This window comes from Succiniclasticum sp., from assembly GCF_056977735.1.
This window is the reverse complement of sequence record NZ_DBMCWA010000017.1, coordinates 36,247-50,275: the sequence shown is the minus strand read 5'-3', so window position 1 is coordinate 50,275 and position 14,029 is coordinate 36,247. Positions and strand designations below refer to the sequence as shown.

The following is a 14,029-nucleotide window of genomic DNA, read 5'->3' as shown; positions in this document are numbered from 1 at the left end:
TTACTAATGATAGTATGTGTTGTAGCAAAACTACGACTGTTAATTAAACCATTAATCAAATTGTTTTTTAATCCATCAGCTTGGTTACTTTTATGCTCTTCTGCTTCCTTTTTATTTGAATAATACTGATTCTCAAGAATTTCGTTTGTAACAGTTTTATCGATAATTCTTTTGACAAGTTTATCAAGTTCACTACCTTCAGAATAGTCCGCAGGAACAAAATATTTAATTCTATTCTCGTTCATCATGTTGTAAACTTGGGTCTTATCATTATTGTGAGGATTATAAACACCAATTGAATATCCACCAAAAGTATTTACTAATTTCATACAAGGAATATCCGTTGCGCTATCACCAATATATATAATATTCCGAAACGGAATTCTGATTTCATCCGGCGGAAAATAATAGTTAACCCTATCGTCATTTACATCTAATGTGCCTTTTTCAATTCTGAAAAGAAATTGTGTTTTATTTGTATAGTTAACAGCTTGAGCAGGCCAAATAGCAACATTATCAGAATCATAATAATATGAGCTGGCATATATTCTTTTAAATGCATTTTCTTTCGCCATCTTTGTTCCTTCAATCATTTCCTTCAATCCAGAAGAAATAATATAATGTTCGATAATGATGCCTTTATTAAAGCCATATTGTCTGATTCTTTCAAACCATCCTTCAACCCCATCAAACAGTTTTACTTTTGCACCATAAGCCGCCAAGCTTTCTTTTGTAACATAAAATTTACCTCGTGATTTTTCTACCATTTTATACATATATGCTAAATTTTGATCCATATCATTATCCTGCGCTAATGAATTGGATTCCTTCCAAAATTCGTTAATATCATATCCTACAGACTGAATATATCCTTGTGCTTGCATGTCGTCAGGAGACAAAGTTTTGTCAAAGTCATAACAGATTGCAATAACTGGATTGCTTCCCTTTTCTTCTAATTCAAAAACCTTTTTATCCATAATAAGCCTCCCAATGTTTGAGTTTATAATATTGATTCCAATGTCTCTTAATATTAAGGCTTAACTAATCAACTTTTATAAATCCAGCAATTTTTCCAGTTCATCCATTTCCCGGGCAATCTGTTTCTCCAATTCGCGCAGGTCCGCCATAATTTCCGAGGTAGGCGGATATTCCACCGGCACGTACACGGTTTCTTTGTATTTGTTGATGCTGAGGTCATACTCGTTGTCCACAATTTCCTGCTTCGGCACCATGAACGATTTTTCTGTGCGTTTGCGGGAGGCTTCTGCTTCCAGGTTTTTAAACCGCGCGACAATGTCCGGAATATCGTTTTCTGTAATTACGGTCCGTTTGTCATCCAGGCTGAAACCGTCTGCCGTCATGTCATAGAACCAGACATTATCGGTTCCGCCGTGTTCTGTTTTTGTGAAAATGAGAATGGCAGTGGAAACACCCGCATAGGGTTTAAAAACACCGGACGGCATTGAGATCACCGCCTGCAGTCTCTGGTTTTCCACAATTTCCTTGCGGATGGCCTTATGGGCCGTTGAAGAACCGAATAATACTCCGTCCGGTACAATGCAGGCACATCGGCCGCCAATTTTTAAGATTCTAATAAACAGAGCTAAAAACAACAGCTCTGTTTTTTTTGTTTTGCAGACTTTCAGCAAATCCGCCGACACCGATTCCGCGTCCAGCGAGCCTTTAAAGGGCGGATTGGCAAGCACCAGCGTGTATATATTTTTGTCAGGGTTCTGGTCGGACAGGCTGTCCCGGTATTCAATGAACGGGTTATCGATCCCATGGGTCATCATGTTCATGGCCCCGATGCGCAGCATGGTCCGATCCATATCGTAGCCGTGGAACATGTGGTTCATGTAATGGTCTTTTTTCTGCCGGTTAAAGAAGATTTCTTCTTTCCGTTTTTCTTTCAGGTATTCCCCCGAAGCAACTAAAAAGCCGGACGTCCCGCAGGCTGGATCGCAGATGATTTCGTCAGCTCCGGGATCCATCAGTTCCACTATCATGCGGATAATATGCCTCGGCGTACGGAACTGCCCGTTCCTACCGGACTGGGAAATTTTGGAAAGTAGATATTCGTACACATCGCCCCGCACATCCGCAGACTGCGACTCATTCATCATCTGATAAATTCCGTCTAATGAATCCACAACTTTTGAAAGCAACAGCGGGGTAGGTAGTTTAAAAATCGCGTCATCCATATATTTGGAATAGGCGCTGTTCTTATCGCTGTGCAGTGTTTTGATAAACGGGAAAACCCATTCCTGCATAACGCTGTACATCCTGTCAGCAGGATAATCGTGGAACACCGACCATTTCAGCTGTGAACCGTCAATAACCCGCTCACCTATTTTAACTTCATCGGAAAACAAACTCTTAAACGACAATCCAAGCATCGCGCTCTCTTTTGCACGCCGGTTGTCCGCGTCATCCAGATCGTGGATAAACATCAGATAGGTAATTTGTTCAATGACTTCCAATGGGTTGACCAGTCCGCCAGCCGCAAATATATCCCAAAGAGCGTCAATTTTATTTTTTAATTCTCCGGTAATCATAAGTTGTTCTCCTCATTCCAAACATATTTTGTGTATCTGCCGCCGCCGATTTTCGTGATTTTTCCTGCTTCTAATAATTCGGCAAGAGTACGCTGCACGGTAATCTGGCTTACATCCGGACATGCTTTTAAAATTTCTGTTTTGGTAATTGTTCCCACTGTATTCTTAATCACTTCTTTAACTTTATCCGGTTTAGAAAGTTCGTTACTGTTTAAAATATTAATTCTGTTGGAGAATTCTCTGTAAGCGCCAAGGACTATGCCTAACATATATTTAACGAAAGGTTCATATGAATTTGCGTTTTCATGCCATGCCCGAGAGCTTTGTTGCAGGCAGTCATAGTAAGCCTCTTTAGTATTCTCTATCAGTTTTTCAATGCTGACATATTTCCCCACCATATAACCTTCGCGATAAAGCAACAACAACGTTAATAGCCGGCTCATCCGCCCGTTCCCGTCATTAAACGGGTGAATGCACAGAAAGTCCAGAACAAACATCGGAATCAACAGAAGCATGTCTGTTTGCCCCAGTGCTTTTACTTCGTCAAATTCATCGCATAATTTTTCCACAGCTTCCGGAGTTTCCCAGGCCGCAACCGGTTTAAAGCGTACAAATTTGTTACCGTTCCCATCTTCTTCCTCAATACTATTATCGGAAGTTTTATACGCTCCCCCGATATTATAACCTTCAAATTTATACAAGTCCCTGTGCATCTGTAAAATAATCGACGGCCTGACCGGAATATATAAATAGTTATCATGGATAAGTTTCAATACGTCCCGATAGCCGGCAATTTCACGTTCATTTCTGTTTCGCGGACGCGTTTTATCACTCACCAAAGCGCGCAGGCGGCTGTCTGAAGTATTAATTCCTTCAATTTTATTCGAAGCTTCCGTACTTTGAATTTTTGCAATTTCAACTAATCGCGTTAATTCATCCTTTTTGGTTTCTGTTAACAGCTTTTGTTCACCTTTAAATTCATGTATCTGCGTTAGCATTGACACAATCTCAGGCGTCAATAATTTTTCCCATTTATTTTTGTAACTGAAATCTCTCATTCCAAATATCCTCTTATATCCAAATCAAATATGATGAACATAATTTAAAAACAAATGTGCCAGGCATTTTAATTTTCTCATTTTTATCATTTTTATCATTTTGATACAATTAAATTATAATCTCTGATTTTGTCATTGTCAATTTCAATTTAATCATTTTCGTAAATTTGAACAAATTGAAACTAACGTGATGCAATTGAAAGTTCTTTTATCAAAAGATACAAAGAGCTTTTCACAGAACCCGCATCGCAAAAAAAACGGAATACCCGAAACGATCAGGTATTCCGAATTTTTTATTTTCCTTATTATTTGTTTTTTACAGCTTCGGGCCGGCAGCCACCAGCTTCCTGCCTTCCGCATTCCCTTCATATTTTTTGAAATTTTTGATAAACCGCTCTGCCAAATCTTTGGCCTTCGCGTTCCATTCCGCAGAATCTGCATAGGTATCACGGGGATCCAGAATGGCCGGATCCACGCCGGGCAGTTCCGTGGGAACTTCCAGATCAAAAACAGGAATCTTTTTGGTAGGAGCCTTGTTCACATCGCCGTTCAGAATGGCGTCAATGATGCCGCGGGTATCTTTAATAGAGATGCGTTTGCCGGTTCCGTTCCAGCCCGTGTTCACAAGGAAGGCCCTGGCCCCGGATTTTTCCATTTTCTTTACAAGTTCTTCTGCGTACTTGGTCGGATGCAGTTCCAGGAAGGCCTGACCGAAGCAGGCAGAGAACGTCGGCGTCGGTTCGGTGATACCCCGTTCCGTACCTGCCAGTTTGGCAGTAAAGCCGGACAGGAAATAATACTTGGTCTGTTCTGCTGTCAGGATAGAAACCGGAGGCAGCACGCCGAACGCATCCGCAGACAGGAAAATGACATTTTTCGCGTCGGGACCGGAAGAGGTCGCACGGATTTTCTTAACGTTATGCTCAATGTGTTTGATCGGATAAGAAGCACGGGTATTTTCCGTTACGGTCTTGTCATGGAAATCTACCTTGCCTGCTGCATCAACAGCCACATTTTCCAGCAATGCGTCACGGTGCAGGGCATTGTAAATATCCGGTTCGGATTCTTTATCCAGATCGATAACCTTGGCGTAGCAGCCGCCTTCCAGATTAAAGATACCGTTGTCGTCCCAGCCGTGTTCGTCGTCGCCGATCAGGTAGCGGTTCGGATCCGTGGACAGGGTAGTCTTGCCGGTGCCGGACAAACCGAAGAAGATGGCCGTATTTTCTCCTTTCAGGTCCGTGTTGGCAGAGCAGTGCATGGAAGCAATGCCTTTCAGCGGCAGGTAGTAGTTCATCATGGAGAACATGCCTTTTTTCATTTCGCCGCCGTACCAGGTATTCAGGATGACCTGCTCATGGCTGGTGATGTTGAACGCAATGCAGGTCTCGGAGTTAATGCCCAATTCTTTATAATTTTCAACGTTGGCCTTGGAAGCAGCATATACTACGAAATCCGGTTTGAAGTTTGCCTTCTCTTCCTCTGAGGGAGCAATGAACATGTTCTTTACAAAATGCGCCTGCCATGCCACTTCCATAATGAAGCGGACGGCCATGCGTGTGTCTTTATTGGCGCCGCAGAATGCGTCCACTACAAACAGACGCTTACCGCACAGCTGCTTCACAGCCAGGTCTTTTACCTTTGCCCAGGTTTCTTCACTCATCACATGATTATCATTCGGATACTCCGGTGTCGTCCACCATACCGTATCTTTGGAATTTTCATCCATGACAATGTACTTGTCTTTTGGGGACCGCCCGGTATAAACGCCGGTCATGACATTCACAGAACCCAGTTCGGTAAGCTGGCCTTTTTCATACCCCTCCAACCCGGGCTTCATTTCTTCTTCGTACAGGAATTCATAAGACGGATTGTAAATGATCTCTGTTGCTCCGGTAATACCGTACTGTGTTAAATCCAATGCTGCCATTCTGGTAACTCTCTCTCCTTTAACTTTATATTTCGTATTCGTTTTTATTCGTATTCAATTGTCGCGGAGGGTTTCGGCGTGAAGTCGTACAGCACACGGTTCACGCCTTTTACTTCATGGACGATGCGTTCGGTAATATGCTGCATCAGTTCGAAGGGAACGTTTTCTACCGTTGCGGTGATTGCGTCTTTCGTGTTTATGGCGCGAACGATGACCGGCCATTCAAAGGTGCGTTTGCCGTCTTTGATACCGGTGGACTTGAAGTCAGGCACTACAGTAAAGTACTGCCATACTTTGCCGGCCAGTCCGTTCTTCGCGAACTCTTCCCGCAAAATCGCGTCGCTTTCCCGGACAGCTTCCAGACGGTCCCGGGTGATGGCGCCGGGGCAGCGCACGCCTAAGCCAGGACCCGGGAAGGGCTGACGATATACCATGTTGTCCGGCAGGCCTAACTCTTTTCCTACTACGCGCACTTCATCCTTGTATAACAGTTTGACCGGTTCCACCAGTTCAAAGTTCAGTTCAGGAGGCAGGCCGCCTACATTGTGATGGGCCTTGATGCCCTGCTCGCTTTCCAGAATATCCGGATAAATGGTCCCTTGTGCCAGGAACTCAATGCCTTCCAGTTTCTTCGCTTCTTCTGCAAACACTTCGATGAATTCGCCGCCGATGATCTTGCGTTTGGTTTCCGGATCGCTGACACCGGCCAGTTTGCCTAAGAACCGTTCCGTGGCGTCAACATAAATCAGGTTGGCCTTCATCTCATCCCTGAACACTTTGATGACCTGTTCCGGTTCTCCTTTGCGCAACAGTCCGTGATTTACATGGACGCACACCAGCTGCTGCCCCACCGCTTTGATCAGCAGCGCGGCCACAACGGAGGAATCTACGCCGCCGGACAATGCCAGCAGCACTTTTTTTCCGCCGATCTGTTTCCGCAGTTCTGCCACCTGTTCTTCAATAAATGCTTTGGCCAGTTCGGCCGTCGTGATCCGTTCCATGCTTTCCGGACGTTTCGCCTGTTCCATACATGAGCCTCCTTCAGATTCGTAAAAACTATACTTTCTCTTGCTCGGAAAACGCACAAACTTTTTAAACTACGTTCCCTTTAAAACTACAAAATGCATAGCAGGCTTTTATCCAGGCCTGCTATGCAATAACTTTTTTTAATTGGAATAGTTGTCAAAATAGCCCTGCACCAGTACGACCGGCGTGCCTTTGTCACCGGACCCGGAGGTCAGGTCGCACAGCGAACCGATCAGGTCGGTAAGCTGGCGGGGCGTCGTGCCTTCGGAAGCCATGTGCCCAACCAGGCTGCCGCTCTTCTTCACGATGCTCTCCGTGATGGCCTTCTTCAGTTCTTCACCGGACAGAGACGCAAAATCGTTATCTGCCAGATATTTCAGTTTCAGTTCATTAGGCGTGCCTACCAGACCGCTGGTAAACGCCGGGGAAACCACCGGGTCCGCCAGCTCCCAGATTTTGCCCTGGGGATCTTTGAAGGCGCCGTCGCCGTATACCATCACTTCCACATGCTTGCCGGTGGCTTTCAGGATACGTTCCTGGATTTCTTCCACCAGGGACTGGCACTGATGGGGGAACAGCTTTACTTTTTCTTCTGTGGATTTATTGGACCCCAGCAGACCGTATTTTTCGTTGTAGCCGCTGCCGTTCACCGGAGCATTCATAATATCGTCCAGACCACAGACGATCTTTGCCCCTGCTTTTTTCAGGATGCGTTTGGTGCGGGCGCGGGTATGGATATCGCAGTTCAGTACCTTGTCCGTGTATTTCAGAATCGCTTCCGGATGGTTGGCAAAGATCACTTCTACTTCCGCGCCGCTGGACTCCATCAGCTCTTTATAATAATCTACGTAGTCCACGCCGGTAAATTCATGTACCGTAGCGCCGAACAGTTCCCGGTATTTTTCCAGGGTCAGCACATCACTGAAGGGATTGACACCCGCTTCATCGATCTGGTCCAGGCTGACCAGATGGTTGCCCACTTCGTCAGAAGGATAGCTCAGCATCAGCACAACTTTCTTTGCGCCTTTGGCGATGCCGCGCAGGCAGATAGCAAACCGGTTACGGGACAGGATCGGGAAGATGACGCCGATGGTCTCGCCGCCCAGCTTTGCTTTCACGTCTGCCGCAATATCGTCTACTGTGCAGTAATTTCCCTGGGAACGTGCCACGATGGATTCCGTAATGGAAATGACATCCCGGTCGCGCAGAGCGAAGCCTTCGCTTTCCGCCGCTTTCAGCACACTGTCCGTCACAATGTCGGCCAGGTTATCGCCCTGGCGGATGATGGGAAGACGGATGCCTCTGGATACAGTACCTACCAAACGTTCTTTGTTTTCCATAAAAATTATTCCCTTCTTAAGGCCGCAAGGCCGGATTTATAAAAAACATACCACTATATATTTTACCTTTATTTTTATAAGAGGGCAAGCCCTGATATAAATAATATTTCTTATTTCCGCAGCTCCGCCGCGTAAGCTTCCGCCACTTTTTCCACCACGTTTTTGATGATGGGGTCGATCTCGCCGTCGGTGAGGGTACGGTCCTCTGCCTGGAAGGTCAGGTTAAAGGCCACGGACTTGCATCCTTCCGCCACCTGTTTGCCGGTGTACACGTCGAAGACACGGATCCCTTGCAACAGTTCGCCGGCGTTGGCCCGCAGCACGCCTTCCAGTTCCTGCACCGTTACGTTCCTGGGAACCACCACCGCAATGTCGCGGCTGGTACCGGGGAACTTGGCAAGATGTGAGTATTGGGGAACCCGCAGGGCGGATTCGGCCAGAGGCGCAAGCCCCAGTTCCAGCACATAGGTCTCTTCCGGCACATCAAAGTTAGCCGCCGCCGTGGGATGCAGGCAGCCGAAATAACCGATGCGCTTTCCGCCAACGTTGACCACGCAGCTCTTGCCGGGATGCATGTACGGTTCCTCACAGGCAGCCAGTTCGTAATCCGTCAGCTGCATCTTTGCCAGCAGGCCTTCCACAACGCCCTTCATGTCGTAAAAGTCCACACTGTCCTTACCGCTGGTCCAGGTCAGTTCATTGCGCCGGCCGCTCATCACCGCGCCGATAATACGGCGTTCTTCCGGATGATCAGTCAACGGCAGGGACTTGGGCAGATACACCCGGCCCACTTCGAAAATCTTCACGCTTTCCGCCTGCCGGGCCAGATTGTACGCCGCCGTGTTCAGCAGGCTGGGCAGCATGGTAGTACGCATCACGCCGAATTCATCGCTGATGGGGTTCATCAGTTTGATCGCATTGAGGCGGGCATCGTCTGCTTTCAGCATCAGCTTATCTACGAAAGAAGGATGGATGAAGGTGTAGGTCATCACTTCGTCCAGACCGGCGGAAGCCAGATAATCCTCTGCTTCGCCCTTCACTTCTTCCATGGGGTCTTCCTTACCCTGACGCAGCGCCAGTTCCGGATTGTGGCTTTCGATTTTATCGTAAGAATGCATGCGGGCAATCTCTTCGGAAATGTCCGCGTCGCAGGTCACGTCCTGCCGCCAGGTAGGAGCAGTGATGACCAGCGCGCCGTTTTCTTCCTTTACTTCAAACTGCAGACGGGTCAGGATATCCACCATTTCTTCTTTGGGAATCTCCACGCCGATCCGGGTGTTGATTGCTTCCGGCGTAACTGTAACGACTGCAGGTTTATAGGGAACGGGATACGCGTCTGCAATGCCGCAGACCGTTTCGCAGGCGCCCATTTCTTCCAGCAGGTGCGCCGCCCGGTCCAGAGCACGATGACAGTTGGCAATATCCACGCCGCGCTCGAAACGCATGGAAGCTTCGCTGCGCAGACCCAATGCCTTGGATGTACGGCGGATGGACGGGCCGTTGAAAGCCGCCGCTTCCAGAATAACCGTTTTGGTTTTATCCGTTACTTCCGTAACAAGGCCGCCCATGACGCCGCCCAGGCCCACCGCTTTTTCCGTGTCGGCAATGGCGATCATGTCCGGTGTCAACGCCCGGTCCTGATCGTCCAGGGTCTGCAGGTGTTCTCCGGGTTTGGCCCGGCGCACGATCAGCGCATGGTCTTTCAGCGTATCGTAATCGTAGGCATGCATGGGCTGTCCCAGTTCCATCATCACATAGTTGGTCACATCGACCACGTTATTGATGGGACGAACGCCGCAGGCACGCAGTTCGTTCTGCATCCAGTCCGGCGACTGCATGATCTTGATATTTTTCAGTACCCGGTTGGTGAAACGGCTGCACAGTTCCGGAATTTCAATCGCATTCCGCATCATGTCATTTACATTGCCGCCGGCCGCTTCCTTCACGCTCATGTCCGGCATGTGCATCGTCTTACCCAGCACTGCCGCCGCTTCCCGGGCAATGCCGGTCATGCAGAAGCAGTCCTGCTTGTTGGCTGTTAAATCAATATCCAGAACCGTATCGTTCAGACCCAGCACGTCTCTAATATCTTTGCCGATTGGTGTATCCGGGGACAGGATCAGGATTCCTTCCCGCTGTTCCGGCAGCAGCAGCTTGCTGTCTATACCCAGCTCGTTGGCACTGCACAGCATACCGTAGGAATACACATCGGCCATCTTTACCTTCTTCAGTTTCATTCCGTTAGGCAACTCAGCGCCTAACGTGGCAACGGGAACCATGTCCCCCAGTTTTACATTCTGGGCTCCGGTCTGAATCTGTACGATCTCACCGCTGCCGTAATCCATCTGACATACCCACAGGTGGTCGCTCTTGGGATTCCGTTCAATGGCTGTAACTTTTCCTGTCACAACACCAGAGATTCCCTGTCCCTGATGAATCACGCTTTCCACTTCCAGCCCTACACGGGTCAGCTTGTCTGCTAATTCTTCGGGAGTTACATCAATATCAACATAGCGCTTTAACCACGCAATCGAAGCTAACATTTTCTATCCCTCCCTTACCGGAACTGGCGGATGAACCGCAGATCGTTTTCAAAGAATAACCGTAAATCATCAATACCGTACTTCAGCATGGCGATACGTTCTACGCCCATGCCGAAAGCATACCCGTTCATGATGGACGGATCGTATCCGCTCATAGCCAGCACATTGGGATGCACTTCCCCGGCTCCCAGAATTTCCAGCCAGCCGGAATGTTTGCATACATTACAGCCTTTGCCGCCGCAAATTACACAGCTGATGTCCACTTCGCAGCTGGGTTCCGTAAATGGAAAATAGCTGGGACGTAAACGAATCTTCACACTGTTGCCGAACATTTCCTTACAGAAAGTTTCCAGCGTTCCTTTCAAATCTGCCAGACTGATATTTTTATCCACTACAAGTCCTTCCACCTGATGGAACATGGGGGAATGGGTAGCATCGTAGTCGTTACGATATACCGCACCTGGCGAAATCATGCGGATGGGAGTGTTCGGCTCCTTGCTCTGCATGGTGCGGGCCTGCACGCCGCTGGTCTGGGTGCGTAACAGGAAATTATCCGTAATATAGAAAGTGTCCTGCATGTCCCGGGCCGGATGATCTTTCGGCAGATTCAGCGCTTCAAAGTTAAAGTAATCGTTGTCAATTTCCGGGCCTTCGATTACATCGAAGCCCATATGCATGAAAATCTTTTTGATTTCCCTGTTGGTTAAGGTAATGGGATGCAGATGTCCGCCCGCCGGTTTGCGCCCCGGCAGCGTGATGTCCACTTTATCGTTGGCAATTTTCGCTTTCAGCGCTTCCGCCCGCAAAATTTCCGTGCGGTCTTTCAAACACTGTTCCAGCGTCTGCTTTACCTGATTTACGATTTCACCGATCTTCGGACGTTCTTCTGCCGGCACTTTGCCCATGCCGCGCAGGATTTCCGTCATGGGACCCTTGCGTCCCAGATACTTGACCTTCAGGTCCTGCAACTCCTGGGAGCTGGCAGCAGCTTCCAGGTCTGCCAGCGCTTTTTCACGCAGCTCCAGCAGCATCTCTTTCATACTCATCTTTTTGCCTCCTAAATTTCCCAATCAGCTTCGCCCTACGGGCTTGCTTCTTGGAATTTTGTCGCAAATTAAAAAACTTCCGTCCCTGTGAAGGGGCGAAAGTGATGTTCCGCGGTACCACCCTAATTTGTTCTCTTGCGCCTTAACGCGGCAAACGCTCAGCCTACTTTGTAAATATTGTTCAGCCAAGACACTCCCAGGTGAACTTCACGCAATCTCCGCAATCCGGCTCCCACCTGCCCAGACTCTCTTTATGCTTTAAAAACGCTACTCTCCTGTTCCTTGTGCAAAATACTGTTAGGGACGTATTTAATTGACTGAAATATTATAGCACAAGTGAGAGGGTTGGGCAAGAAAAAGTGTCTATTATTATTTTGGCTGTCCAGATTTATACAGGATTCCTTTGCTTCCTTCAGGTTGGTCGTAATTACGACCAACTTTGAATTGCAAATATGCATGAATACTGGGGTTTACTTCTGCTAACTCTTATGTTTTTAAGGATAGTCAGTTTGTATGTCTGTACCGGCAAAGCCGGAAGATACAACTGACAAACTGCAAGAGTGTGGAGGCTTTGCGTTTCGGCCTGCAAACCTTGCCCTCCATTTTTCTTCATCAGTTTTGCAAAATAAGAATACTTGACTGCCATTGATCTATTATGTTACAATGTGGGAAATCCCACAATATTTTATATCCCACACCGAAGATTGGAGGTAACACAATGCAGGTAGCTGTAAAAGAATACGACGCAAAGCTTGATACAAAAAAGAGAATCACATTGCGCAGCGTAATTTTTGAATATTATCATGTATCCGAATACGAAGACGGCCGGATTGTTTTGGAACCCCGCGTGCTCATGCCTCCTTTTCAGGTTTCCGCTAACACATTAGCCATGATGGATGCTTCCGTCGAAAATCTGAAAACCGGTAATGCGTCTGAAGCAGTCGATCTTTCTGATTTTTGAGGAGCGACCATGTTCATAATTCATTTAGGGGTTCCGGAAATGAAATCTTTGTGGGACGCTTTGACTACAAAAATCAAAACCGGATTGGCAAACCGAAAGGAAGAAAAACTATACAGGCAAATGGGAAAAGCAATGAAACTACTTTCTCAAAATCCCCGTCATCCCGGTTTACATTCCCATGAAATTGACGCTCTGACTGTCCGGTATGGGATCAAGGTATGGGAATCCTATCTGGAAAACAACACGCCGACTGCCGCACGTATCTTTTGGGTATATGGACCGGAAACAGGCGACATCACAATTATTGGCATCGAACCGCATCCAATGATAAATCAAACGCTTACAAAAAGGTAACGCTTTCTTCTATGGAACGATTTTTGCTGACGCACGGAAGAACCGCCTGAACAGTAAAGAAGGACCCAACTGTCAAGGAATACTTGACAACTGCCACAGAGAGTAAAAAACCAGTCTTAACACCGCCATGGATGCTAAGACTGGTTTTATTTTGGTGAATGCAGCAAGAGCTATTACTTCTTCTTCATGCATTGCGCACATCCTATCGTCTGGCAGCGCTGCCTCCTCAATTATGGGACAATGCCCTAATTTCACCGGGTATTCATTCACTTCTTTGCCTTCTCTACTCTGGCGCTGATTTCCCGGATCATGTTGGAAATCGGCACGATGGCCCTGGCTGCAATTTTAGTGTGCCGCTCCACTTCCGCGGAAATGTCCATGGAATCCCCGGTGTCCTGGATCTGTTCCGAGCAAAAGGTTTCAATAGACATAGCAAAGACCACCATCGTAAGATTGTATTCTATAAAAAATGCAAATGGTAACTTTATAAAAAAATATAATAAAATCAGCGCTTCCTTAATCCGTAAACTCTGCAATCTCTTCCAGCGCTGTCACAATTTTCTTTAACCCGGCCTCGTCTTCTTCTGTAAAGCGGTTCTTTACAGGACTGTCTAAGTCCAGCACGCCTACCAGCTTTCCGTTTTTATGGATGGGAATCACGATTTCCGCATTGCTTGCGCTGTCGCAGGCAATGTGGCCGGGAAACTTGTGCACATCGTCCACACGCTGTACTTTATCCTGCAGGGCTGCCGCACCGCATACACCGGCGCACAGGGGAATACGGATACAGGCCGGGTTGCCCTGGAACGGCCCCAGCACTAAGGAATCACGGTTCATCAGGTAAAATCCTGCCCAGTTCAAATCCGGCAGCGCGTTCATCAACAATGCTGATGTGTTGGCCAGCACCGGCAGCCAGTAGTTTTCTTCTTCTCCCAACGCTTTCACCTGCTGCACCAGCAGATCGTAATCGGGTTTTGCCTGTTTATTCTGTTGTATCATTATTTTTCCTTTCAAAAAACTTAAAAACAACTGGATACGGACTCTCACCGTACCATATTACCTGCACCGAACTGGTGCACAACGTTTTATGTATTATACCATGAATTGATCAGGATAACTTATATTTTAAAGTAGAAGTGTTTTCCAAATCACAAAATATTGTTATAATTATGTTATACAGAAAAGTGCTCTGTTTTATGAACTGTCGTTTTAAAAG

At 47.1% G+C, this 14,029-nt stretch carries 11 protein-coding genes, 1 pseudogene and 1 other annotated feature; of the genes and pseudogenes, 2 read left to right on the top strand and 10 right to left on the bottom strand.

Features of this window, described 5'->3' with window-relative positions; all coding sequences use genetic code 11:
- The 8 genes from ACZOWY_RS10060 to pheS all read right to left on the bottom strand — a co-directional run.
- Positions 1-977, bottom strand: a 977-nt coding sequence (locus tag ACZOWY_RS10060; RefSeq protein WP_484396825.1) for an HAD family hydrolase, incomplete at its 3' end; no start/stop codon positions are given.
- Positions 978-1,052: 75 nt separating this feature from the next.
- Positions 1,053-2,555 (bottom strand): class I SAM-dependent DNA methyltransferase, encoded by a 1,503-nt coding sequence (locus tag ACZOWY_RS10055; RefSeq protein ID WP_484396822.1) that lies wholly within the window; start codon positions 2,553-2,555, stop codon positions 1,053-1,055.
- Positions 2,552-3,613: a Fic family protein gene (locus ACZOWY_RS10050; RefSeq protein WP_484396817.1), complete on the bottom strand. Its 1,062-nt coding sequence runs from the start codon at positions 3,611-3,613 to the stop codon at positions 2,552-2,554. Before ACZOWY_RS10050 ends, ACZOWY_RS10055 begins: the two co-directional genes overlap by 4 nt.
- Before the next feature lie 316 nt (positions 3,614-3,929).
- Positions 3,930-5,543, bottom strand: a complete 1,614-nt coding sequence (gene pckA / locus ACZOWY_RS10045; protein WP_484396812.1) for a phosphoenolpyruvate carboxykinase (ATP) — start codon at positions 5,541-5,543, stop codon at positions 3,930-3,932.
- Positions 5,544-5,587: 44 nt separating this feature from the next.
- Positions 5,588-6,571, bottom strand: a complete 984-nt coding sequence (gene guaA, locus ACZOWY_RS10040) for a glutamine-hydrolyzing GMP synthase (RefSeq protein ID WP_484396808.1) — start codon at positions 6,569-6,571, stop codon at positions 5,588-5,590.
- A 138-nt stretch (positions 6,572-6,709) separates the two neighbouring features.
- Positions 6,710-7,909, bottom strand: a complete 1,200-nt coding sequence (locus ACZOWY_RS10035) for a coenzyme F420-0:L-glutamate ligase (protein ID WP_484396803.1) — start codon at positions 7,907-7,909, stop codon at positions 6,710-6,712.
- A 110-nt stretch (positions 7,910-8,019) separates the two neighbouring features.
- On the bottom strand, positions 8,020-10,452 hold the full coding sequence (gene pheT / locus ACZOWY_RS10030; RefSeq protein ID WP_484396799.1) for a phenylalanine--tRNA ligase subunit beta: 2,433 nt from the start codon (positions 10,450-10,452) through the stop codon (positions 8,020-8,022).
- 14 nt (positions 10,453-10,466) lie between these two features.
- Positions 10,467-11,492: a phenylalanine--tRNA ligase subunit alpha gene (gene pheS / locus ACZOWY_RS10025; protein ID WP_484396839.1), complete on the bottom strand. Its 1,026-nt coding sequence runs from the start codon at positions 11,490-11,492 to the stop codon at positions 10,467-10,469.
- Between the two features lie 94 nt (positions 11,493-11,586).
- Positions 11,587-11,790 (bottom strand) — a binding site (T-box leader).
- A gap of 426 nt (positions 11,791-12,216) precedes the next feature.
- Between pheS and ACZOWY_RS10020 the strand changes: the two genes are divergently transcribed.
- Complete coding sequence (locus ACZOWY_RS10020) at positions 12,217-12,459, top strand: hypothetical protein (RefSeq protein WP_484396794.1); 243 nt, start codon at positions 12,217-12,219, stop codon at positions 12,457-12,459.
- A gap of 9 nt (positions 12,460-12,468) precedes the next feature.
- Positions 12,469-12,863 (top strand): annotated as a pseudogene (locus tag ACZOWY_RS10015) (hypothetical protein).
- Between the two features lie 216 nt (positions 12,864-13,079).
- Here ACZOWY_RS10015 and ACZOWY_RS10010 read toward each other — a convergent pair.
- Positions 13,080-13,244 carry a hypothetical protein gene (locus ACZOWY_RS10010; RefSeq protein ID WP_484396790.1) on the bottom strand — a complete coding sequence of 55 codons (165 nt, stop codon included), beginning with the start codon at positions 13,242-13,244 and terminating at the stop codon, positions 13,080-13,082.
- Positions 13,245-13,329: 85 nt separating this feature from the next.
- Positions 13,330-13,812: a GAF domain-containing protein gene (locus tag ACZOWY_RS10005; RefSeq protein ID WP_484396787.1), complete on the bottom strand. Its 483-nt coding sequence runs from the start codon at positions 13,810-13,812 to the stop codon at positions 13,330-13,332.
- Positions 13,813-14,029 lie beyond the last annotated feature (217 nt).